The 21,865-nt window shown below is 62.8% G+C and carries 19 protein-coding genes; 14 read left to right on the top strand and 5 right to left on the bottom strand.

What is annotated here, in order from left to right:
• Positions 1–72: 72 nt before the first annotated feature.
• The 5 genes from ugpQ to ugpB all read right to left on the bottom strand — a co-directional run bounded on the left by ugpQ (position 73) and on the right by ugpB (position 5,182).
• Positions 73–846, bottom strand: a complete 774-nt coding sequence (gene ugpQ / locus F0Q04_RS21430; protein WP_182343445.1) for a glycerophosphodiester phosphodiesterase — start codon at positions 844–846, stop codon at positions 73–75.
• Between the two features lie 114 nt (positions 847–960).
• On the bottom strand, positions 961–1,968 hold the full coding sequence (locus F0Q04_RS21425; protein ID WP_116927067.1) for a sn-glycerol-3-phosphate import ATP-binding protein UgpC: 1,008 nt from the start codon (positions 1,966–1,968) through the stop codon (positions 961–963).
• Between the two features lie 54 nt (positions 1,969–2,022).
• Positions 2,023–2,871 (bottom strand): sn-glycerol-3-phosphate ABC transporter permease UgpE, encoded by an 849-nt coding sequence (gene ugpE, locus F0Q04_RS21420; protein WP_116927066.1) that lies wholly within the window; start codon positions 2,869–2,871, stop codon positions 2,023–2,025.
• Positions 2,872–2,873: 2 nt separating this feature from the next.
• Positions 2,874–3,755: a sn-glycerol-3-phosphate ABC transporter permease UgpA gene (gene ugpA / locus F0Q04_RS21415; RefSeq protein ID WP_116927108.1), complete on the bottom strand. Its 882-nt coding sequence runs from the start codon at positions 3,753–3,755 to the stop codon at positions 2,874–2,876.
• A 110-nt stretch (positions 3,756–3,865) separates the two neighbouring features.
• A complete protein-coding gene (gene ugpB / locus F0Q04_RS21410; RefSeq protein WP_116927065.1) occupies positions 3,866–5,182 on the bottom strand; it encodes a sn-glycerol-3-phosphate ABC transporter substrate-binding protein UgpB in 1,317 nt (438 codons plus the stop codon).
• A 503-nt stretch (positions 5,183–5,685) separates the two neighbouring features.
• Here ugpB and F0Q04_RS21405 point away from each other — a divergent pair.
• From F0Q04_RS21405 to F0Q04_RS21340, 14 genes are all read left to right on the top strand, one after another.
• The gene (locus F0Q04_RS21405; protein ID WP_182343443.1) at positions 5,686–9,597 is read left to right on the top strand and encodes a DUF3683 domain-containing protein; all 3,912 of its coding nucleotides are present in this window, start codon (positions 5,686–5,688) and stop codon (positions 9,595–9,597) included.
• Positions 9,594–10,067 carry an HIT family protein gene (locus tag F0Q04_RS21400; protein ID WP_116927063.1) on the top strand — a complete coding sequence of 158 codons (474 nt, stop codon included), beginning with the start codon at positions 9,594–9,596 and terminating at the stop codon, positions 10,065–10,067. The genes F0Q04_RS21405 and F0Q04_RS21400 overlap by 4 nt, the downstream gene beginning before the upstream one ends.
• A 103-nt stretch (positions 10,068–10,170) precedes the next feature.
• A complete protein-coding gene (locus F0Q04_RS21395; RefSeq protein WP_116927062.1) occupies positions 10,171–10,587 on the top strand; it encodes a gamma-butyrobetaine hydroxylase-like domain-containing protein in 417 nt (138 codons plus the stop codon).
• 190 nt (positions 10,588–10,777) lie between these two features.
• Entirely contained in the window at positions 10,778–11,509 is a 732-nt protein-coding gene (gene ubiE / locus F0Q04_RS21390; protein ID WP_116927061.1) for a bifunctional demethylmenaquinone methyltransferase/2-methoxy-6-polyprenyl-1,4-benzoquinol methylase UbiE, read from the top strand.
• Positions 11,510–11,656: 147 nt separating this feature from the next.
• Positions 11,657–12,646 (top strand): Tim44 domain-containing protein, encoded by a 990-nt coding sequence (locus F0Q04_RS21385; RefSeq protein ID WP_182343442.1) that lies wholly within the window; start codon positions 11,657–11,659, stop codon positions 12,644–12,646.
• 75 nt (positions 12,647–12,721) lie between these two features.
• Entirely contained in the window at positions 12,722–13,360 is a 639-nt protein-coding gene (locus F0Q04_RS21380) for a hypothetical protein (RefSeq protein WP_232539429.1), read from the top strand.
• Positions 13,357–14,928, top strand: a complete 1,572-nt coding sequence (gene ubiB, locus F0Q04_RS21375) for a ubiquinone biosynthesis regulatory protein kinase UbiB (RefSeq protein WP_116927059.1) — start codon at positions 13,357–13,359, stop codon at positions 14,926–14,928. The genes F0Q04_RS21380 and ubiB overlap by 4 nt, the downstream gene beginning before the upstream one ends.
• A gap of 34 nt (positions 14,929–14,962) precedes the next feature.
• Positions 14,963–16,444, top strand: coding sequence for a sodium:solute symporter family protein (locus tag F0Q04_RS21370; RefSeq protein WP_116927058.1), 1,482 nt, complete (start codon positions 14,963–14,965; stop codon positions 16,442–16,444).
• A gap of 103 nt (positions 16,445–16,547) precedes the next feature.
• The gene (locus tag F0Q04_RS21365) at positions 16,548–16,850 is read left to right on the top strand and encodes an FmdB family zinc ribbon protein (RefSeq protein WP_182343439.1); all 303 of its coding nucleotides are present in this window, start codon (positions 16,548–16,550) and stop codon (positions 16,848–16,850) included.
• 13 nt (positions 16,851–16,863) lie between these two features.
• Positions 16,864–17,502 (top strand): DUF502 domain-containing protein, encoded by a 639-nt coding sequence (locus F0Q04_RS21360; protein WP_116927056.1) that lies wholly within the window; start codon positions 16,864–16,866, stop codon positions 17,500–17,502.
• Positions 17,503–17,543: 41 nt separating this feature from the next.
• The gene (gene aspS, locus F0Q04_RS21355) at positions 17,544–19,352 is read left to right on the top strand and encodes an aspartate--tRNA ligase (RefSeq protein WP_116927055.1); all 1,809 of its coding nucleotides are present in this window, start codon (positions 17,544–17,546) and stop codon (positions 19,350–19,352) included.
• A gap of 140 nt (positions 19,353–19,492) precedes the next feature.
• The gene (locus F0Q04_RS21350; protein ID WP_116927107.1) at positions 19,493–20,326 is read left to right on the top strand and encodes a CsgG/HfaB family protein; all 834 of its coding nucleotides are present in this window, start codon (positions 19,493–19,495) and stop codon (positions 20,324–20,326) included.
• A gap of 2 nt (positions 20,327–20,328) precedes the next feature.
• Positions 20,329–20,814 (top strand): dihydroneopterin triphosphate diphosphatase, encoded by a 486-nt coding sequence (nudB, locus tag F0Q04_RS21345; protein ID WP_116927054.1) that lies wholly within the window; start codon positions 20,329–20,331, stop codon positions 20,812–20,814.
• A complete protein-coding gene (locus tag F0Q04_RS21340) occupies positions 20,811–21,566 on the top strand; it encodes an endonuclease/exonuclease/phosphatase family protein (protein WP_116927053.1) in 756 nt (251 codons plus the stop codon). The genes nudB and F0Q04_RS21340 overlap by 4 nt, the downstream gene beginning before the upstream one ends.
• Positions 21,567–21,865 lie beyond the last annotated feature (299 nt).

The following is a 21,865-nucleotide window of genomic DNA, read 5'->3' as shown; positions in this document are numbered from 1 at the left end:
ATCGCAAAAAGCCCGGTATGACCGGGCTTTTGTATAGCTATAAAAAATATAGCATCTAGCGCACTTAGTGTTTCAAAGCCGTGGGCCATCCTGGGCCGGGCTGAACAGGTCCACCCGGTCGGTGATGATGCCGTCGGTGCCCAGGTCGATCAGGCGCTGCGCGGCCCATTCGTCGTTGACGGTGTAGCTGCTGCAGTAGAGGCCTGCGGCATGGACCTTGGCCACCAACGCGGCATCCCAGAGCGCATGGTTGAGCACCAGCGCCTGGCAGCCCAGTTCCAGCGCCAGTTGCAGCTCGGCGTCACCGCTGCCATCGGCCAGCTTGTCGACCAGCAGGCCGCGTGGGATATGCGCTGCCACTTCGCGGGCGCCGCGCAGCGAATCGGCCTTGAACGAGGTAAAGAGCGGCGGCACCACGGTTTGCGGCCAGATGCGGTTCATCAGCGCACCGGCGGCACGGCCTGTTTCCAGCTCCTGGCCGGGCGTGGGCTTGATCTCGACATTGAGAAAGAGCTGGTTGGCCAGGCACCAGCGGGCCAGCGCCTCGAGGGTGGGCAGGTTCTCGCCCGCATGGCTGCGCGAATGCCAGCTGCCGGCATCGAGCTGGGCGAGCTCACCCATGCTCAGGTCGCTGCCCGTGCCCTGGGCATTGGTGGTGCGTTTCAGGTCCGCATCGTGCATCAGAAACAGCACGCCGTCGCGGCTGAGCTTGGCATCGCACTCGAACATGCGGTAGCCGTGCGCGGCGCCCAGGCGGAAGGCGCTCATGGTGTTCTCAGGCGCCAGTTTGCCTGCGCCGCGGTGGGCCACCCAGCGTGGATAGGGCCAGTTGCTAGAAAGCGTCATATCAATCTCGATGAGAAAAAGAAAAGCGCCACAAGTGCTGCACTTGGGCGCTGGTGTTCAAGCGTTCAGGTCGGGAGCCAAGGCGTGGCCGTTGTGCTCATCGCCTTGCCACGCTCAGATGCGCTTGCCGGTATCCGCATTGAACCAGTGCAGGCGGTCTTCGCGTGCGCTGATGCGCGCCACTTCACCGGGCTTGGGGAAGGGCGTGCCTTCTTCCACCCGCACGGTGACCTGCTCGCCGCCCACTTTGCCGTACAGCAGGCGCTCGGCGCCCAGCAGTTCCACGGTTTCCACCTGGAATTCCCAGCCGCCCGAGTCCACCAGGTCGATGTGCTCAGGGCGGATGCCCAGGATCTGGCCGGCCTTGCCATTGGCAGAATTTTTCAGCAGGTTCATCGGCGGCGAGCCGATGAAGCCGGCCACAAAGGTCGAGGCAGGGGTGTGGTAGACCTCTTCGGGCGTGCCGAACTGCTCGACATTGCCACCGTTCATCACGATCATGCGCTGGGCCAGCGTCATCGCTTCGACCTGGTCGTGGGTCACGAACAGGCTGGTGATGCCCAGCTCGGCGTGGAGCTTCTGGATTTCGATGCGGGTCTGGCCGCGCAGCTTGGCGTCCAGGTTGGACAGCGGCTCGTCAAACAGGAAGACCTGGGGCTGGCGCACGATGGCGCGGCCCATGGCCACGCGCTGGCGCTGGCCGCCCGACAGCTGGCGCGGCTTGCGGTCCAGCAGGTGCGACAGCTCCAGGATCTTGGCAGCCTTGTCCACGCGGCGCTTGATCTCGTCCTCGGGCACCTTGGCGAGCTTCAGGCCATAGGCCATGTTCTCGTAGTTGCTCATGTGCGGGTAGAGCGCGTAGTTCTGGAACACCATGGCGATGTTGCGCTTGGCGGGCTCGAGGTTGTTGACGATCTTGTCGCCAATCATCAGGTCACCGCCGGTGATTTCTTCGAGGCCGGCAATCATGCGCAGCAGGGTCGACTTGCCGCAGCCCGAGGGGCCCACCAGAACGATGAATTCACCGTCCTTGATTTCGGCATTGACGCCATGGATCACGGGCACGGCCGATTTGCCGGTGCCGTAGCGTTTGACAATATTCTTGAGAGAGATGGAAGCCATAAGAAGGTTTCGTTGTATCGGTCAAAGATGGTGGAGGGACAAGATGGCGAGGGGTTACTTTTCGGTATCCACCAGACCTTTGACAAACCACTTTTGCATCAGCATCACCACCAGGGTCGGTGGCAGCATGGCCAGGATGGCCGTGGCCATCACGATATTCCAGTCCACAGCGGCTTCGCCACCGGCCAGCATGCGCTTGATGCCGATCACCACAGGGTACATGTCTTCCGAGGTGGTCATCAGCAAGGGCCACAGGTACTGGTTCCAGCCGTAGATGAACTGGATCACGAACAGCGCAGCGATCGAGGTGCGCGACAGCGGCACCAGGATGTCCTTGAAAAAGCGCATCGCGCCCGCGCCATCGATGCGTGCGGCTTCCACCAGCTCATCGGGTACCGTCAGGAAGAACTGGCGGAACAGGAAGGTGGCGGTGGCCGAGGCGATCAGCGGCAAGGTCAGGCCGGCATAGCTGTTGAGCAGGCCCAGTTCCGCCACGACCTTGTAGGTGGGCAGAATCCGCACTTCAACGGGCAGCATCAGCGTGAGGAAAATCGCCCAGAAGCAGATCATCTTGAAGGGGAAGCGGAAGTAGACGATGGCAAAGGCCGACAGCAGCGAGATCGCGATCTTGCCGACGGTGATGATCATCGCCACCCAGAAGCTCACCCACATCATGTGCATGACGTTGGTGTTGGAGCCCAGCTTGCCCGAACCAAACAGCGCGGCCTGGTAGTTCTCCCAGAGGTGGGCGCCAGGCAGCAGCGGCATGGGGGACTGCACGATCGCGTCCGCCGTGTGGGTCGATGCGATGAAGGCCAGGTACAGCGGGAATGCCACAATCGCCACGCCGAGCACCAGCACGGCGTGCGAGAAGAAATTGAGCCAGGGATTGCGGTCAACCATGATCAGTACTGCACTTTCTTTTCAACGTAGCGGAACTGCACCACGGTCAGCACAATGACGATCAGCATCAGCACGACGGACTGCGCTGCAGAGCCGCCCAGATCCAGCGCCTTGAAGCCGTCCTGGTAGACCTTGTAGACCAGGATCGAGGTCGATTGGCCAGGGCCGCCTTGCGTTGCCGCATCGATGATGCCGAAGGTGTCGAAAAACGCGTACACGATGTTGATCACCAGCAGGAAGAAGGTGGTGGGCGAGAGCAGCGGCAGCTGGATGTTCCAGAAACGGCGCCAGGGGCTGGCACCATCGATCGATGCCGCTTCGATCAGCGCCTTGGGGATGGACTGCAGGCCCGCGAGGAAGAACAGGAAGTTGTAGGAAATCTGCTTCCACACCGAGGCCATGACGATCAGCGCCATCGCCTGGTTGTCATTCATCATGTGGTTCCAGTTGTAGCCCAGCTTGCCCAGGTAATAGGTGACCACGCCGATGGATGGCGAGAACAGAAACACCCACAGCACGCCGGCAATGACAGGTGCGACGGCATAGGGCACGATCAGCAAGGTCTTGTAGACCATCGCAAAGCGCACGATGCGGTCGGCAAAGATGGCCAGCACCAGCGAGATGGCAATGCCCGCGCCTGCGACCAGCACCGAGAACATGGCGGTGCGCTTGAAGGAATTCAGGTAGGTGGGGTCGGCGAACAGGTTGCGGAAATTATCCAGCCCCACCCATTCGGTGCTCATGCCGAAGGCGTCTTCCATCTGGAAGGACTGCAGCACAGCCTGGCCAGCGGGCCAGAAAAAGAAAATGCCAATGATCAGCAACTGCGGTGCAATCAACACCCAGGGCAGCCATTTAGAGCGGAAAAGTACGCGTTTTTCCATGATGGAGCTCAAAAACAAAAAAACCGCCGGGGCTGAGGGCAGCCGCCGGGCGATGGCTCATCGACTGCGCCCGCCCTACGCGTGCAGGGTGGGCGCATGTGATGAAAGGATTAAGGCTTGTACGACTTTTCGAAGCGGGCCAGCAGTTCGTTGCCGCGGGACACGATGGAGTCCAGGGCTTCCTTGCCGGTCTTCTTGCCAGCCCAGACCTGTTCGAGTTCTTCGTCCTCGATGGTGCGGATCTGTACGTAGTTGCCCAGGCGGATACCACGCGAGTTGTCGGTCACCTTGCGGATCATCTGGGTCACAGCGGTGTCGGTGCCAGGGTTCTTTTGGTAGAAGCCGGACTTCTCGGTCAGGTCATACGCGGCCATCGTCACAGGCAGGTAGCCGGTGCGCTGGTGCGAAGCGGCCTGCACCTTGGTTTGCGAGAGGAATTCGAAGAACTTGGCCACGCCCTTGTATTCTTCGGACTTCTTGCCAGCCATCACCCACAGCGATGCGCCACCGATCACGGTGTTCTGAGGCGCGCCCTTGACGTCAGGGTAGTAAGGCAGGGGTGCCAGCGCATAGGCAAACTTGGCGTTCTTGGCCACGTCGCCGTAGAAACCGGACGAAGTCTGGATCATCGCGCATTCACCCGCGGTGAACGAAGCCTGGGCGGTGGAGGCACGGCCCTTGTAGACAAACTCACCGGCCTTGGCCGCAGCGGCCAGGTTGTCGATGTGCTTGACGTGCAGGGGCGAGTTGAGCTTCAGGCGGGCCTTGTAGCCGTTGGCGCTCAAACCGTTTTGTTCGGTCGCGAACTCGACGTTGTGCCAGGTGGAGAAGGACTCCAGCTGGGTCCAGCCTTGCCAGGCCAGCGTCATCGGGCAGCTGTGGCCGCTTTCCTTGAGCTTCTTGGCAGCAGCGAACACTTCAGGCCAGGTGGTGGGCGCCTTTTCCGCGTCCAGACCGGCCTTCTTGAAGGCGTCCTTGTTGTAGTAGAAGATGGTCGTCGAGCTGTTGAACGGGAAGCTCAGCATCTGGCCGTTAGGTGCGGTGTAGTAACCGGCCACGGCTGGGATGTAGGCCTTGGGGTCGAAGGACACGCCGGCGTCGGACATCACCTTACCCACGGGCACGGTGGCGCCCTTGGAGGCCATCATCGTGGCGGTGCCCACTTCAAACACTTGCAGGATGTGGGGCGCATTGCCCGAGCGGAAGGCTGCAATCGCTGCCGTCATCGACTCGTCGTACACACCCTTGAAGGTTGGCACAACCTTGTATTCCTTCTGGCTGTCGTTGAACTCCTTGGCCAGGTCGTTGACCCATTCGTTGTTCACGGCGGTCATGGAGTGCCACCATTGGATCTCGGTGACGGCATGGGCGGACAGGCTGGTAGTGGCTGCAATACCGGCAGCGATGACCAAACGCTTGAAGTGCATGAATGCTCCTAGGGGTTTATAAAACGCTCAAAAACGAATCGTATGTGGCGTTTGTGAATGTTCTGTGACGTTGTGGCATATCCGCTGGTTTTAGGCAACTGGGGAAAGCCAGCGCCCGTCCGCACAGCGTCAACAAATACAAGGCGTTACGATTGTAGTTCAGCCGCCATTCGTATTCGAGAGAAAAGTGTAACCTTAGGGGTTTAGACGCGACAGCGCTTTGGGGTTGTCACATGGGACTGTCAAACAGTTGTGGTAGAGGCGGGTGCGGGGTTCGAAATGCTCAATTTCGATCAAATAAGAAAAAATAGGAAAAAGTACGCGCTGACGCCGGCGGGTACTGGGATGGGCTCAAGACCGTCTGGTGCAGTGCGGCAAAGCCAGACTGCGGCGTACCATGTTTTAAAACGGGCAGCCATGGGTGCAAGCCCGGTGTCATAAAATCGGTGGCCCCACTGCTTACCCATAAAAGGGAGCGCCCGCTCCCGTACAGGTCCCCACACATGAACGCACCGATTGCGCTGGCAAGCTTGCAAGCACAGGTTGACGGGCCCGCCCGTCTCCGCGAGATCCCCTACAACTACACCTCGTTCTCTGACCGCGAAATCGTCATTCGCCTGCTGGGCGCTCAGGCCTGGGATCTGCTCGACCAGCTGCGCCAGGAGCGCAAGACGGGCCGCTCGGCGCGCATGCTCTACGAGGTCATGGGGGATATCTGGGTGGTGCAGCGCAACCCCTACCTGCAAGACGACCTGCTGCACAACCCGGGCCGCCGCAAGCAGCTGGTGGAAGCGCTGGAGCACCGCCTGGCCGAAGTGCAAAAGCGCCGCGCGCCCGCCGAGGACCCGGCGCGCGATGCACTGGTGGGGCAGCTGATTGCCGCAGCGCAGGTGGCGGTGTCCGAGTTCGACACCACCTTGCAGGAGGCGACCGAGCTGCGCCGCAAGGTGCAGCGCACCTTCAAACCGCTCACCGCCAAGGACAACGTCAAGTTTGACGGCCTCTCGCGCGTGAGCCATGTGACCGATGCGACCGACTGGCGCGTCGAATACCCGTTTGTCGTGCTGACGCCCGATACCGAAGAGGAAATGGCCGTGCTGGTCAAGGCCTGTATCGGCCTGGGGCTGACGATTGTGCCGCGCGGCGGCGGCACCGGTTACACCGGCGGCGCGATTCCGCTGAGCTGGCGCAGTGCCGTCATCAATACCGAGAAGCTCGAGAAGATGTCCGAGGTGGAGATGGTGTCGCTGCCGGGCATCGACCACCTGGTGCCCACCGTCTGGTCGCAGGCCGGTGTCGTGACCCAGCGCGTAGCCGATGCGGCCGAGCGCGGCGGCTTTGTGTTTGCGGTCGATCCGACCTCGATCGAGGCCTCGTGCATCGGCGGCAATATCGCGATGAATGCCGGCGGCAAGAAGGCCGTGCTCTGGGGCACGGCGCTGGACAACCTGGCGAGCTGGCGCATGGTCACGCCCGATGCGCAGTGGCTGGAAGTCACGCGCCTGGACCACAACCTGGGCAAGATCCACGACGCCGAGATGGCCAGCTTCGAGCTGAAATACCTGGAGGCCGACGGCAAGACCCTGGTGCGCACCGAGCGCCTGGACATACCGGGCTACAAGTTCCGCAAGGAAGGCCTGGGCAAGGATGTGACCGACAAGTTCCTCTCGGGCCTGCCGGGCATCCAGAAAGAGGGCTGCGACGGCCTCATTACCAGCGCGCGCTGGGTGGTGCACCGCATGCCTTCGCACACCCGCACCGTCTGCCTGGAGTTCTTTGGCAATGCCAAGGATGCCGTGCCCTCGATCGTCGAGATCAAGGACTATATGTTTGGCGAGCAAAAGCGCTGCGGCGTGCTGCTGGCCGGGCTCGAGCACCTCGACGATCGCTACCTGAAGGCGGTGGGCTATGCGACCAAGAGCAAGAAGCACGGCGGCCTGCCCAAGATGGTGCTGTTTGGCGACATCGTCGGCGACAACCCCGATGAAGTGGCGCGCGTGACCAGCGAAGTGGTGCGCATCGCCAACTCGCGCAGCGGCGAAGGCTTTATCGCCATCAGCCCCGAGGCGCGCAAGAAATTCTGGCTGGACCGCAAGCGCACCGCCGCCATCAGCCGCCACACCAATGCCTTCAAGATCAATGAAGACGTGGTGATTCCGCTGCCCCGCATGGCCGAGTACACCGATGGCATCGAGCGCATCAACATCGAGCTGTCGCTGAACAACAAGATCAAGCTCTGCGACGCGCTGCACGACTTTTTTGCCAAGGGCAAGCTGCCGCTGGGTAAGCAGGATGACGCCAACGACATCCCGTCCGCCGAGCTGCTCGAAGACCGCGTCGCGCAGGCGCTGGTGCTGGTCACCGAGGTGCGCAACCGCTGGCAGGGTTGGCTCGATGGCGTGGCCGAGCAGTTCCGCCAGCTGCAGGACCACAGCCTGCGCGCCAGCTGGAAGAGCGATCTGCGCGCGCCGCTGGCCGCGATTTTTGGTGGCTCGGCCTATAAGCCGATCATGGACGAGGTGGTGGCCATCCACCAGCGCGTGCTCAAGGGCCGCGTGTTTGTCGCGCTGCACATGCATGCGGGCGATGGCAATGTGCACACCAACCTGCCGGTCAACAGCGACGACTATGAAATGCTGACCACCGCGCATGCCGCCGTGGCCCGCATCATGGCGCTGGCGCGTAGCCTCGATGGCGTGATCTCGGGAGAGCACGGCATCGGTATCACCAAGCTGGAGTTCTTGAGCGACGACGAGCTGCGCCCCTTTGCCGAGTACAAGGCCAAGATCGACCCGCACGGCCACTTCAACAAGGGCAAGCTGCTGCGCCCCGAAGAGCGCCGTCTGCTGCTGGAGCAGACCTATGCGGGCGACAAATCGCGCAAGTCGCTGATGTATGCCGACCTGACCAATGCCTATACGCCATCGTTTGGCCTGATGGGGCATGAGTCGCTGATCATGCAGCAAAGCCATATCGGCGCGATTGCCGACTCGGTCAAGGACTGCCTGCGCTGCGGCAAGTGCAAGCCGGTCTGCGCCACCCATGTGCCGCGCGCCAATCTGCTGTACTCGCCCCGCAACAAGATTCTGGCGACCTCGCTCCTGGTCGAGGCCTTCCTCTACGAAGAGCAGACGCGCCGCGGCGTGTCGATCCGCCACTGGCAGGAGTTCGAGGATGTCTCGGACCACTGCACGGTCTGCCACAAGTGCGCCACGCCTTGCCCGGTCAAGATCGACTTTGGCGATGTGACGATGAACATGCGCAACCTGCTGCGCCAGATGGGCAAGAAGAGCTTCCGTCCGGGCAACAAGGTGGCCATGGCCATGCTCAACGCGACCAACCCGGACACCATCAAGCTGCTGCGCAAGACCATGGTGGGCGTGGGCTTCAAGGCCCAGCGCCTGGCGGTCGATGTGCTCAAGGGCTTTGGCAAGCGCCAGACCGCGCACCCGCCCGCCAGCGTGGGCACCGCGCCGCTCAAGGAGCAGGTGATCCACTTCGTCAACAAGAAGCTGCCCGGTGGCCTGCCCAAGCAGACGGCGCGTGCGCTGCTCGATATCGAGAACAAGGACTACGTGCCCATCATCCGGGACCCCAAGACCACCACCTCCGAGACCGAGGCGGTGTTCTACTTCCCCGGATGCGGCTCCGAGCGCCTGTTCAGCCAGGTCGGTCTGGCCACGCAGGCCATGCTCTGGCATGCCGGCGTGCAGACTGTGCTGCCGCCGGGCTACCTGTGCTGCGGATATCCCCAGCGCGGCTCGGGCCAGTTTGACAAGGCCGAGAAGATGATCACCGACAACCGGGTGCTCTTCCACCGCGTGGCCACCACCTTGAACTACCTGGACATCAAGACCGTGGTGGTGAGCTGCGGCACCTGCTACGACCAGCTCCAGGGCTACCAGTTCGACAAGATCTTCCCAGGCTGCCGCATCATCGACATCCATGAGTACCTGCTGGAAAAGGGTGTGACCCTGCAAGGCAAGAGCTCCTACCTGTACCACGACCCCTGCCACACGCCGATGAAGCAGCAGGACCCGATGAAGACCGTCAAGGCGCTGGTGGGTGACAACGTCTTGAAGAGCGAGCGCTGCTGCGGCGAATCGGGCACCTTGGGGGTTACGCGTCCCGATATCTCGACGCAGATCCGTTTCCGCAAGACCGAGGAAATCCGCAAGGGCGAAGCGCAGTTGCGCGAGTCCGGCCAGGTGCAGGCCAAGGAGAACGTCAAGATCCTCACCAGCTGCCCCAGCTGCCTGCAGGGCCTCAACCGCTACCAGGACGATCTGCAAAACGGCCTGCTCGAAGCCGACTACATCGTGGTCGAGATGGCGCGCGAGATCCTGGGTGAGAACTGGATGCCCGAGTACGTGCAGCGTGCCAACCAGGGCGGCATCGAACGGGTGCTGGTATGACGGCCGCCAACGGCAACTCCGACTCCGACTGCCCGCTGTGCCAGACCGAGGGTGGACGCCTGGTCTGGCAGGGCGCCTGGGGCGGCGCCCTGCTGCGCGTCATCCATGCCGACGAGGCCGGTTTTCCCGCGTTCTACCGCGTGGTCTGGGGCGCGCATGTGGCTGAACTCTCGGATCTGTCCGAGTCTGAGCGCCAGTGGTGCATGGACGCGGTGATGGCGGTCGAGCTGGCGCTGCGTGCGCTGGAGCCCGCACCGGCCAAGATCAACCTGGCGACCCTGGGCAATATGGTGCCGCATCTGCACTGGCATGTGATTGCGCGCTTCGCGGAGGACAGCCATTTCCCCGCACCCGTCTGGGCTTCGGCCCAGCGCCCGCGCAATGCCGGGCTGGAAGCGGCGCTGGCTGCCCAGTTGCCCGCAGCGGAGGCGCGTATGCTTGCGGCGCTGGAGCGCCTGCGTACGGCATAATTGCTATTGTTTTTGATAGCATGGCGCTGGCGCAGAGGGCCCGCCCTGCATCCGCCAAGACTGCGGCCATCGGGCCGCTGGGCCTGGTTTGCAAAGGATTGACATGGCTGGCTTGAACCACGATACCCCCACCCCCACGGCACTGACGGTGCATGGCGCAAGCCGTGTGCTGGAAGTGCAATACGCCGATGGCGCGGCGTTTCGCCTGCCATTCGAGCTGCTGCGTGTGTACTCGCCCTCGGCCGAAGTGCAGGGCCACGGCCCGGGCCAGGAAGTACTGCAGACCGGCAAGCGCGAGGTGTCCATCGTCGCGGTGGAGCCGGTGGGCAACTACGCCATCAAGCCTATCTTCTCGGATGGCCATGAAAGCGGCCTCTACAGCTGGCAGTACCTCTACGAGCTGGGCAGCCGCCAAAGCGAGCTGTGGCAGGCCTACCTGGACCGCCTGCAGGCCGCAGGTGCCGACCGCGACCAGCCCATGCCCGGCAAGGCCGGCAGCGCCTGCGGGCACCAGCACTGAGCCAGCGCTGGCCACCAGGCCCGGGTAAGGGCACTGTTATTCGGAAAAATTTTGTATTTAAAGCTATTAAAATGATAGCTTTGAATATTCGTCATCATTGGCTCTGAATGTTTTATGCATTGAACTGCATACCCTCGAATAATTCGGGGTATGGGGGTCGGACGTTACAGAGCTTGCTAGCATTCACACCATGAGTACCACCCACTTTGGATTTGAGACCGTTGACGAGAAGGACAAGGCGCGCAAGGTGCGCGGTGTGTTCGACTCGGTTGCGAGCAAATATGACGTGATGAACGACCTGATGTCCGGTGGCCTGCACCGCGTCTGGAAGCACTACACCGTCATGGTCGCCAACCTCAAGGAAGGCCAGCGCGTGCTGGACATCGCAGGCGGTACCGGTGATCTGTCCCTGGCCTTTGCCAAAAAGGTGGGCCACAGCGGCCAGGTGGTGCACACCGATATCAACGAAGCCATGCTGCGCGTGGGCCGCGACCGTCTGATCGACAAGGGCCTGAACCTGCCCACCACGGTCTGCGATGCCGAAGCCCTGCCTTTCCCGGACCAGCACTTTGACCTGGTGAGCGTGGCCTTTGGCCTGCGCAACATGACCAACAAGGACCAGGCGCTCAAGGAAATGTGCCGCGTGCTCAAGCCGCGCGGCAAGCTGCTGGTGCTGGAGTTTTCCAAGGTGGCCAAGCCGCTGGAGAAGGCCTATGACTTGTATTCCTTCCAGGTGCTACCACGTATAGGGAAGATGGTGGCGGGGGACGCCGACAGCTACCGCTACCTGGCCGAATCGATTCGCATGCATCCTGGTCAGGCAGAACTCAAGGCCATGATGCAAAAAGCAGGCTTTGGCCATGTGGACTACCACAATATGACGGCAGGGATTACCGCCTTGCATGTCGGGATCAAATGCTGAAAGAGTGAGACGCGATACCGGTCGCAAAGCCAGGCGCCTGCCCAGTGCCCAGCGCAATACAACACAACAGACCGGGGTTGCTGAGAAGCGGGCGTGGATGTAATAGCCGGCGCAAAGGCGTACCGGCCCTAACAAAACGGAGCAAATATGACAAAACTGTGGTCAGTGGTCTTGGTGGTACTGCTGGCATTTGTGCACCTCGATGCCGATGCCAAGCGCATGGGAGGTGGCAAGTCCATGGGCCAGCAGTCCGGCAATGTAACCCAGCGGCAGGCGACGCCTGCGCAAGCGCCTGGCAACAATGCCACCGCGCCTGCGCAAGCCCAGCGCCCCGCTACCCCTAACGCCGCCCCTGCGGCGCCCAAGAAGCCTTGGGGCGCGATGCTCGGCGGTCTGGCCGCTGGTCTGGGCCTGGCCTGGCTCGCCCATTCGCTGGGCTTTGGTGAAGCCTTTGCCAACATGCTGCTGATCGGCCTGGGCATCATGGCGGTGCTGGCCATCGTCGGCTTTGTGATGCGCCGCAAGGGCGCTGCTGCGGCCCAGCCTGCGCAGTCGCCTTTCGCCTTCCAGGGTGCTGGCAACGCCGCGCCGCAAGCGCCGGTCTCGGCCCCTGTTGCGCCCCAGTACAACCCCGAGAAGGTCGGCAACGACGCCTCGGCCCGCCCCTGGGAGCAGGGTGCAGCGCCTGCCGCTGCTGCGGGTGGCAGCATGATTGGCGCTGGCCTGGCTGGCGCGCAGAATTGGGGCGTGCCTGAAGGCTTCGATGCCAATGGCTTCCTGGAAGCGGCCAAGCGCAACTTCGTGACCCTGCAGTCCGCCTGGGACCGCTCGGACATCAACACCTTGCGCTCGATGATGACCGACGAGATGCTCGGCGAAGTCAAGGGCCAGTTGCAGGACCGCGAGCAGCACCGTGAAGGCGCGCAGCCCAACCAGACCGATGTGGTGATGCTCGAAGCCCAGCTGCTGGGTATCGAGGATGTCGGCAATGCCTACATGGCCAGCGTCGAGTTCTCGGGCATGATCCGCGAAGAAGCCCATGCCGGCCCCAGCCCCTTCCGCGAAGTCTGGAACATGACCAAGCCCAAGGATGGCACCAGTGGTTGGCTCGTAGCAGGCTTGCAAGCCTTGCAGTAAGCAAACCGTAAAACTCCACCGCTTTGCCTGTTAATCCTGACGACGGGCAGCGGACTTGGGGAATAATTGGGGACTATGGCAACACAGTCCCCTTTTTCTTTTCCGGGCGGCATTTTTGCGCGCATTCTGGAGTCGGCCCAACCCCCGCAGTGGCTGGTGTCGGAGGTACAGCACCGCGTGGTGCTGTTCCTCAATCACGTGCTGATGCAGGAAAGTGCGGCCATGGAGCGTCTGGTGCGCCAAAGCGGGCGCGTCGTCCAGGTGCAGTGGCGCAGCATTGTGCTGGCGCTCAAGATCACGCCCGCTGGCCTGCTGGACCTGGCAGGCGCCCAGGAAACCCCCGACCTGCGCGTGCAGGTGGTCGATGACTCGCCGCTGGCTTTGGCGCGCGGCGTCATCCAGGGCGAGAAGCCCGCCATCCGCATCGATGGCGATGTGCAGTTTGCCGCCGAGATCCAGTGGCTGGTCGACCATGTGCGCTGGGATGTGGAAGAAGACCTGGCCCGCCTGGTGGGCGATACCCCCGCGCATTGGCTGGCCCAGCTGGGCCAGCGCGTAGCGGCTGCGCTGCGCCAGTTCGTCAGCATGGGCGTGCGCACGGCGGATCGCTTTGGCGCCGGCCGCTCTGGCGCGCAGGCCCAGCCGCCTGCCCCGCCCACGCCCCCCGGCTACGCTGCGGACAGCGACCCGGCCAGCGAGCGCACTACGACATGAAGCGCTTTTTTCGCGGCTTCACCATTTTGTGGGTGGTCTGGCGCTATGGCTTGCACGACATGGTGCTGTCCAGCTTCAACCACCCCTGGCTCAAAGGCATCACCCGGGTACTGCGCATAGGCCGCAAATGGACCGAGCCGCGCGGCCAGCGCCTGCGCGAGGCGCTCGAGCAACTGGGCCCGATCTTTGTCAAGTTCGGCCAGGTGCTGTCGACCCGGCGCGATCTGCTGCCCCCCGATATCGCCGAAGAGCTGTCCCTGCTGCAGGACCGCGTGCCCTCGTTCGACCCGCGCATTGCGGTGCAGACCATCGAGCGGGCGTTCCGCAAGCCGCTGGCCGAGGTCTTTGTCAGCTTTGATGAAAAGCCCATTGCCAGCGCCTCGATTGCCCAGGTGCACTTTGCCACCATCCGCACCCGTGCGGGCGAGCTGCGCGATGTCGCCGTCAAGGTGCTGCGCCCGGGCATGCTGCCGGTGATCGACAGCGACCTGGCGCTGATGCGCACGATGGCCGAGCTGGTCGAGAAGTTCTCTGCCGATGGCAAGCGCCTCAAGCCGCGCCAGGTGGTGGCCGAGTTCGACACCTATCTGCACGACGAGCTGGACCTGATGCGCGAGGCCTCGAACGCTGCCCAGCTGCGCCGCAACATGGAAGGCCTGGACCTGGTGCTGATCCCCGAGGTGTTCTGGGATTTCTGCCACCAGGAGGTGATGGTGATGGAGCGCATGAATGGCGTGCCCATCAACCAGGTCGATACCCTGCGCGCTGCGGGTGTCGATATCCCCAAGCTCGCCCGCGATGGCGTGACCATCTTCTTCACCCAGGTGTTCCGCGATGGCTTTTTCCATGCGGACATGCACCCCGGCAATATCCAGGTCAGCCTGGAGCCCGAGAGTTTTGGCCGCTATATCTCGCTGGACTTTGGCATTGTCGGCACCTTGACCGAATTCGACAAAGAGTACCTGGCGCAGAACTTCACCGCGTTTTTCCGCCGCGACTACAAGCGCGTGGCCGAGCTGCACATCGAAAGCGGCTGGGTGCCGCCCGATACCCGGGTCGACGAGCTCGAAGCCGCCATCCGCGCGGTCTGCGAGCCGTACTTTGACCGCCCGCTCAAGGAAATTTCGCTGGGCATGGTGCTGATGCGCCTGTTCCAGACCTCGCGCCGCTTCCAGGTCGAGATCCAGCCCCAGCTGGTGCTGCTGCAAAAAACGCTGCTCAACATCGAAGGCCTGGGCCGCCAGCTCGACCCCGATCTGGACCTGTGGAGCACGGCCAAGCCATTTCTCGAGAAATGGATGCTCGACCAGATGGGCCCCCAGCGCCTGTGGCGCGAGCTCAAATCCCAGGCGCCGCGCTACGCCAAGCTGCTGCCCGACATGCCCCGCCTGGTGCACCAGTACCTGGCGCGCAATGGCGGTGGCAGCCACCACGACGAGACGCTCAAGGAGCTGCTGGTGCAGCAGAAATTGACGAACAAGCTGCTGCAGATCATCATTTGTGGAGGCATTGGTTTTGTCCTGGGGCTGGTGGTGCTGCAAGTGCTCATCCGCATCCGACTTTTTTAAACCCCTAACCCTTACGCTTTGCAGGAGTGACAACGTGCTGCTCTACATGGTGATCGCCTACCTATTTGTAACCATTGGCGTGGGTCTGTGGGCCGCCAAACGGGTCAAGAACACCGCAGATTTCGCCGTCGCCGGCCGCCATCTGCCGCTGTTCATGATCATCACCACCACGTTTGCGACCTGGTTTGGCTCCGAGATTGTGCTGGGTGTGCCGGCCAAGTTCATCGAAGGCGGCCTGCGCAATGTGGTCGAAGACCCGTTTGGTGCTGGCATGTGCCTGATCCTGGTGGGCATGTTCTTTGCGGCCAAGCTCTACCGCATGAACCTGCTGACCATCAGCGACTACTACCGCAAGCGCTACGGCAGCGCGGTCGAGATCATCTGCTCGCTGATCATCATGCTGAGCTACCTGGGCTGGGTCTCCGCCCAGGTCACCGCGCTGGGCCTGGTGTTCAACCTGCTCTCGGGCGGCGCGGTCAGCATCCCCATGGGCATGGTGATCGGTGTGGTGTCCATCCTGGCCTATACCTTGTTTGGCGGCATGTGGTCGGTGGCGGTCACCGATTTTGTGCAGATGATCATCCTGGTGGTGGGCCTCATGGTGCTGGCCTTCTTCGCCTCGGACATGGCCGGCGGCGCCGGAAAGGTGATCGACCTGGCCACCAGCCGCGATCTGTTCCAGTTCTGGCCCGAGCCCACCTGGCATGACATCGTGTTCTTCTTTGCCGCTGCCATCACGATGATGCTGGGCTCGATCCCGCAGCAGGACGTGTTCCAGCGCGTGATGTCGGCCAACACCGAAAAGTCGGCCGTGCGCGGCACCATCATCGGTGGCTCCGCTTACATCCTGTTCGCCTTTGTGCCGATGTTCCTGGTGGCCAGCGCGCTGATCATCATGCCCGAGGCCACCTCGGCCTTGCTCAAGGACGATCCGCAAAAAGTGCTGCCCACCCTGGTGATGGAGAAGATGCCTTTTGTGATGCAGGTGCTGTTCTTTGGCGCGTTGCTGTCTGCCATCAAGTCCTGCGCATCGGCCACCTTGCTCGCCCCGAGCGTGACCTTTACCGAGAACATCTGGCGCCAGTTCCGCCCCAGGGTGAGCGACCGCGAGAACCTCAAGACCATGCGCATCAGCGTGCTCGTGTTCAGCGCCTGCGTGCTGGCCTACTCCATCCGCATGCAGGGCACCCCCATCTATGAACTGGTCTCGGGCGCCTACCAGGTGCCGCTGGTCGGCGCCTTTGTGCCCCTGGTGATGGGCCTGTACTGGAAGCGCGCGACCACCCAGGGGGCGCTGCTGGCGGTGTTCCTGGGCATCGGCATCTGGCTGGCCGGTTTGAACATGGCCTGGGGCGCGGCCTTCCCGGCCCAACTCGCGGGTGTGCTGGCCGCCTTTACGGGCATGATTGTCGGCTCGCTGGCGCCGCAAGCCATCCGCAACCAGAAGACGGACGTGCAGGCCTTTGTGGCCGATACCGCCCCCGCCGCCAGCGGCGCAGCAGTGGCGGGGCGCTGAGCGAACGGCGCTGAATGCGGGGCGTAGTGCTAAGCCTACGCCCCGGATCGGTTTTGCAACCCGCCTATAATCAAGGGTTTTCCTCCGTTTTCTTACACGCGCGATGCCTATTTACGCCTACAAGTGCAGTGCCTGCGGCTATGCCAAGGATGTTTTGCAAAAAATATCGGATGCACCGCTGACGGACTGCCCCGAGTGCAAGCAAGCCAGCTTCTCCAAGCAACTGACGGCCCCGGGGTTCCAGCTCAAGGGAACGGGTTGGTACGCCACCGATTTCAGTGGCAAGTCGGCTGCTGCGGCACCGGCCAGCGCACCTGCGGCCGACGCGGCTGCGCCCGCAGCGGCAGCAACGCCCGCACCCGCATCTGCATCTGCACCGGCTGCGAGCGGCGGCTCGGCGGTCTGAGGGCTGAGAGGTGATGGCGTCCCTGCGTAAATGGTTGCTGACTGGGCTGCTGGTCATCGTGCCGGGCGTCATCACGGTCTGGGTGCTCAACTGGATCATCGGCACGCTCGACCAGACCTTGCTGATCCTGCCGCAGCACTGGCAGCCCGACGAGGTCCTGGGCTACCATATCCCCGGTTTCGGCGTGGTGCTGACCTTGGCGATCTTGCTGATCGTCGGCGGCATTGCCAGCAATTTTGTCGGCCGCAAGCTGGTGGCCTGGGGCGATGCGCTGGTCAGCCGGATTCCGGTGGTGCGCTCGATCTACTCGAGCGTCAAACAGGTCTCCGACACCTTGTTTTCCGAGAGCGGCAATGCCTTTCGCACTGCGGTCATGGTGCAGTGGCCCCATCCGGGCATGTGGACCATTGGCTTTGTGACGGGCGCGCCCAGCGGTGAGCTGGACCAGCACCTGCACCAGGGGCCGGACAGCGCCGATACCGCTTTTGTCAGCGTCTACGTGCCCACCACGCCCAATCCGACGGGCGGCTACCTGGTGATGGTGCGCAAGAGCGACTGCATTGAATTGAACATGAGCGTGGATGCTGCGCTTAAATACATCGTCTCGATGGGGGTCGTGGCTGCGCCCGATGTCCCCACGGGGTCTAAATAACTGAGAACTAAGGCACCTTCATCGGTGCAGGAAGATTGGCTATGGCAATGCGTTCCCAATACTGCGGTCAAGTGACCGAAGCCCAAATGGGCGAAACCGTGAGCCTGTGCGGCTGGGTCAATCGCCGCCGTGACCACGGTGGTGTGATTTTCATCGACCTGCGTGACCGCGAAGGCTATGTGCAGGTGGTCTGCGATCCTGACCGCGCCGAGATGTTCAAGGTGGCCGAAGACGTGCGCAATGAGTTCTGCGTGCAGGTCAAGGGCCTGGTGCGTGCCCGTCCTGAAGGCACCACCAATGACTCGATCAAGAGCGGCAAGATCGAAGTGCTGTGCCACGAGCTGACCGTGCTCAACGCCTCGGTGACGCCTCCATTCCAGATCGACGACGAGAACCTGTCGGAGACCGTGCGCCTGACCAACCGCGTGCTGGACCTGCGCCGCCCCACGATGCAGCGCAACATGATGCTGCGCTACAAGACGGCGATCCAGGTGCGCAACTTCCTGGACAAGGAAGGCTTCATCGACATCGAAACGCCGATGCTGGGCAAGAGCACGCCCGAAGGCGCGCGTGACTACCTGGTGCCCAGCCGCGTGCACGATGGCGAATTTTTCGCGCTGCCCCAGTCGCCCCAGCTGTACAAGCAGATGCTGATGGTGGCCGGCTACGATCGCTACTACCAGATCACCAAGTGCTTCCGCGACGAAGACCTGCGTGCTGACCGCCAGCCCGAGTTCACGCAGATCGACTGCGAAACCTCGTTCCTGAACGAGGAAGAGATCCGCGCCATCTTCCAGCGCATGATCAAGGAAGTGTTCCAGACCCAGCTGAATGTGGACCTGGGCGAGTTCCCGATCATGACCTACCAGGATGCGGCCTTCCGCTTTGGCTCGGACAAGCCTGACCTGCGCGTCAAGCTCGAGTTCACCGAGCTGACCGACGTGATGAAGGACGTGGACTTCAAGGTCTTCTCGGGCGCCGCCAACATGAAGGGCGGCCGCGTGGTGGGCCTGCGTGTGCCAGGTGGTGCGCGCGAGCAGGGCGGTCTGTCGCGTGGCGACATCGATGCCTACACCGACTTCGTCAAGATCTATGGCGCCAAGGGCCTGGCCTACATCAAGGTCAACGAGCTGGCCAAGGGCCGTGACGGCCTGCAGTCGCCCATCGTCAAGAACATCCATGACGCCGCGATTGCCGAGATCCTCAAGCGCACCGAAGCGCAAGACGGCGACCTGATCTTCTTTGGCGCCGACAAAGAAAAGATCGTCAACGACGCCATCGGCGCGCTGCGCATCAAGATCGGCCACAGCGCCTTTGGCAAGAGCACCGGCCTGTTTGAAGACCGTTGGGCACCGCTGTGGGTGGTGGACTTCCCGATGTTCGAACACGACGAGGAAAACGACCGGTGGGCGGCCGTGCACCACCCCTTCACCTCGCCCAAGGACGGCCATGAGGACCTGATGGACACCGATCCTGGCAAGTGCATTGCCAAGGCCTACGACATGGTGCTCAACGGTTGGGAACTGGGCGGTGGCTCGGTGCGTATCCACCGCGCCGATGTGCAGTCCAAGGTGTTCACCGCGCTCAAGATCAGCGCCGAAGATGCACGTGCCAAGTTCGGCTACCTGCTGGATGCGCTGCAGTACGGCGCGCCTCCCCACGGTGGCCTGGCCTTTGGTCTGGACCGTCTGATTACCTTGATGACCGGCTCCGAGTCAATCCGTGACGTGATCGCCTTCCCCAAGACCCAGCGCGCCCAGGACCTGCTGACCCAGGCCCCATCGCCAGTGGACGAAAAGCAGCTGCGCGAGTTGCACATCAAGCTGCGCAACCCTGCCGGCGCGCAGTAAGCGGACCGCGCGCTGCATGGGCCTGCCTGATGCACCGCGCCGCCACAAGGCCAAAGCCCCCGGGCTTTGGCCTTTTTTTGTCATTGTGGGGCGCTATGCTCGGCGTGACTGACAGATTGCAAAGGGTGCCCATGCAAGCGATGACTGCGACTTCCAACCGAACCGGGCGCTGGGTGCACGGTATGGCCTTGGCCGCCATCGCGCTGGCCTTGGCCGGCTGCGGTGAGAAAAAGACCGAGCTGGGCCAGGGTGGCTCCGAAGTCTCTGGCTCGGCCGGGCCGGCAGGCGGCCAGGGCGCGCATGCCAGCCTGGAGCGCTGCGACGAGCCGATCGCCACGGTGGCCTTGCTGGAGAACCCGCGCGGCTATGTGATGCCCAGCAGTGTGAACCTTCCGCCCACCCCCGTGCCGCTGGTGCGCTTGCTGATGCAGCAAAGCGGCTGCTTTCGCGTGGTGGACCGGGCCGGTGGCCTGCAGGGCACGATCCGCGAGGGCGAGCTGCAGGATGCCGGCGTGCTGCGCCCCAATGGCACGGTGCAAAAGCGCAAGGGCTATGAGGCCCAGTACACGATGGTGCCCAACCTCACCTTCAGCGAGCAGGATGCCGGCCGGGGCCTGGCGGGCATCATCGCGATGATCCCGGTGCTGCGCGATATCGCGGGCCTGGCCGGTGTGGCTGAGCAGGTCAAGTTCAAGGAGGCGCAAACGGCCCTGTTCCTGACCGACAACGAAACCACCGAGCAGGTTGCCGCGGCCACCGGCTCGGCCCGCGCGACCGACCTGGGCGTGGGCGGTGTGCTGCTGGGCCGCCTGGGGGGCGGCGCCGGCATGGGCTGGAGCAATACCAATGAGGGCAAGGTGATTGCCGCCGCCTTTCTGAACGCCCACAACCTGATGGTGCAGCAGGTGCGCCTGTTGCAGGCCAAAGCCTTGCCACCGGCCGTGGCCACCCGCAAGCCGGAGGCCCGGCGTTGACGATGCAAGACACCAGGAGCGAAAGCCTGCCCTACAAACTGCCCCGCTCGGTGCTGGTCATCATCCACACCGCCGATCTGCAGGTGCTGCTGCTGCGCCGCGCCAGCCAGATGGAGGGCCAGGACTACTGGCAGCCCGTGACCGGCAGCCAGGACAGCGATCGCGAAACCTGGCAGGAGACGGCGGTACGCGAGGTTTTTGAAGAGACCGGCATCGATGCCGAGCAGCACGGCTGCGTACTGCGCGACTGGGGCCTGGAGAACACCTACCCGATCTACCCGGCCTGGCGCCACCGCTATGCGCCCGATGTCTGCATGAACACCGAGCATGTCTTTAGCCTGCAGGTGCCGTCCTACACCAAGATCGTGCTCAGCCCGAGGGAGCACACCGCCCATGCGTGGCATCATTGGCATGAAGCAGCACAGCGCTGCTATTCCATATCGAACAGCGAAGCCATTCTGTGGCTGCCGAGGTTCATAGCTGCATGACCGATACTCACGACGATTTACCGATACTGCGGGTGGCCACCTACAACATCCACAAAGGGGTGCAGGGCCTGGGACCCGTGCGCAGGTTGGAGATCCATAACCTGGGGCTGGCGGTCGAGCAGATGGATGCCGACATCATCTGCCTGCAGGAAGTGCGCAAGGACAACCGCAAGGAAGAGAGCTTCTTCAACAACTGGCCCGAGCAGAACCAGGCAGATTTTCTGACCCCGCTGGGTTACACCGCCGCCTACCGCACCAATGCCACGACGCGTTGGGGCGAACACGGCAATGCCTTGCTCACCCGCTGGCCGATTCTGGAATCCAACCACCGCGACATCTCCGACCACCGCTTCGAGCAGCGCGGCCTGTTGCATGTGGCTATGGAGATTGCCGGCCAGCGCATCCACACCATCGTTGTGCATCTGGGCCTGGTGCATGGCAGCCGCCTGCGCCAGACCGCGTTGATCCATGAATTCATCAAGGCCCATGTGCCCGATGACGAGCCGGTGATTGTCGCGGGCGACTTCAATGACTGGGGCTTTCAGGTCAAGCGCATGCTGGCCGGCTTTGGCTTGTTCGAGTACGACGAGCAGCCGTTGATGACCTACCCCTCGCGTCTGCCCGTTGTGCAGCTGGACCATGTCTATGCCCGGGGTTTGACCCCCTGCGGCCTGTTTGTGCCCCGGGGTCGCATCTGGTGGCGCATGTCCGACCATTTGCCGTTGATTGCCGAGTTCAGGCTGCGCGACTGAGGCCGCAAGCGCTTTTCGGCTTTGGGGCGCTGGATGCTATCGAATCCATAGCTTTTCGCCTTTTCTTGCGCTGGCCTAAGAACCTGTTCAAAGTCTCCTCGCGCCGCGACAGTGTCTTTGCGGGATGGGATGCGAGGGGGCGCCCAGCCGCGCAACACCGCAGTAATAGCTGTGCTATTGCGAGGATTTGCAACGACGCAGTCCGCCCCTGCCCGGGCGGCCCTAGCCGGGCGCCCCTTCCCGGGCAGCGCAAAGCCACTGTCCCTACGGGTTGAAGTGAAATCGGGCGATTTCTGCGC

Origin of the sequence: Comamonas koreensis (genome assembly GCF_014076495.1) — a bacterium.
GTDB lineage: Bacteria > Pseudomonadota > Gammaproteobacteria > Burkholderiales > Burkholderiaceae_C > Comamonas > Comamonas squillarum.
The sequence above is the reverse complement of the archived record's forward strand: the minus strand, read 5'-3'. Positions and strand labels throughout refer to the sequence as shown.

Coding starts and splice junctions, on each gene's coding strand:
- ugpB (WP_116927065.1), bottom strand. CDS start 5,182: ATGCACTTCAAGCGTTTGGTCATCGCTGCCGGTATTGCAGCCACTACC.
- ubiB (WP_116927059.1), top strand. CDS start 13,357: ATGAAGCGCTTTTTTCGCGGCTTCACCATTTTGTGGGTGGTCTGGCGC.
- F0Q04_RS21425 (WP_116927067.1), bottom strand. CDS start 1,968: ATGGCTTCCATCTCTCTCAAGAATATTGTCAAACGCTACGGCACCGGC.
- ugpA (WP_116927108.1), bottom strand. CDS start 3,755: ATGGAAAAACGCGTACTTTTCCGCTCTAAATGGCTGCCCTGGGTGTTG.
- nudB (WP_116927054.1), top strand. CDS start 20,329: ATGCAAGACACCAGGAGCGAAAGCCTGCCCTACAAACTGCCCCGCTCG.
- aspS (WP_116927055.1), top strand. CDS start 17,544: ATGGCAATGCGTTCCCAATACTGCGGTCAAGTGACCGAAGCCCAAATG.
- F0Q04_RS21340 (WP_116927053.1), top strand. CDS start 20,811: ATGACCGATACTCACGACGATTTACCGATACTGCGGGTGGCCACCTAC.
- F0Q04_RS21400 (WP_116927063.1), top strand. CDS start 9,594: ATGACGGCCGCCAACGGCAACTCCGACTCCGACTGCCCGCTGTGCCAG.
- F0Q04_RS21380 (WP_232539429.1), top strand. CDS start 12,722: ATGGCAACACAGTCCCCTTTTTCTTTTCCGGGCGGCATTTTTGCGCGC.
- ubiE (WP_116927061.1), top strand. CDS start 10,778: ATGAGTACCACCCACTTTGGATTTGAGACCGTTGACGAGAAGGACAAG.
- F0Q04_RS21360 (WP_116927056.1), top strand. CDS start 16,864: ATGGCGTCCCTGCGTAAATGGTTGCTGACTGGGCTGCTGGTCATCGTG.
- F0Q04_RS21385 (WP_182343442.1), top strand. CDS start 11,657: ATGACAAAACTGTGGTCAGTGGTCTTGGTGGTACTGCTGGCATTTGTG.
- F0Q04_RS21405 (WP_182343443.1), top strand. CDS start 5,686: ATGAACGCACCGATTGCGCTGGCAAGCTTGCAAGCACAGGTTGACGGG.
- F0Q04_RS21395 (WP_116927062.1), top strand. CDS start 10,171: ATGGCTGGCTTGAACCACGATACCCCCACCCCCACGGCACTGACGGTG.
- ugpQ (WP_182343445.1), bottom strand. CDS start 846: ATGACGCTTTCTAGCAACTGGCCCTATCCACGCTGGGTGGCCCACCGC.
- ugpE (WP_116927066.1), bottom strand. CDS start 2,871: ATGGTTGACCGCAATCCCTGGCTCAATTTCTTCTCGCACGCCGTGCTG.
- F0Q04_RS21365 (WP_182343439.1), top strand. CDS start 16,548: ATGCCTATTTACGCCTACAAGTGCAGTGCCTGCGGCTATGCCAAGGAT.
- F0Q04_RS21350 (WP_116927107.1), top strand. CDS start 19,493: ATGACTGCGACTTCCAACCGAACCGGGCGCTGGGTGCACGGTATGGCC.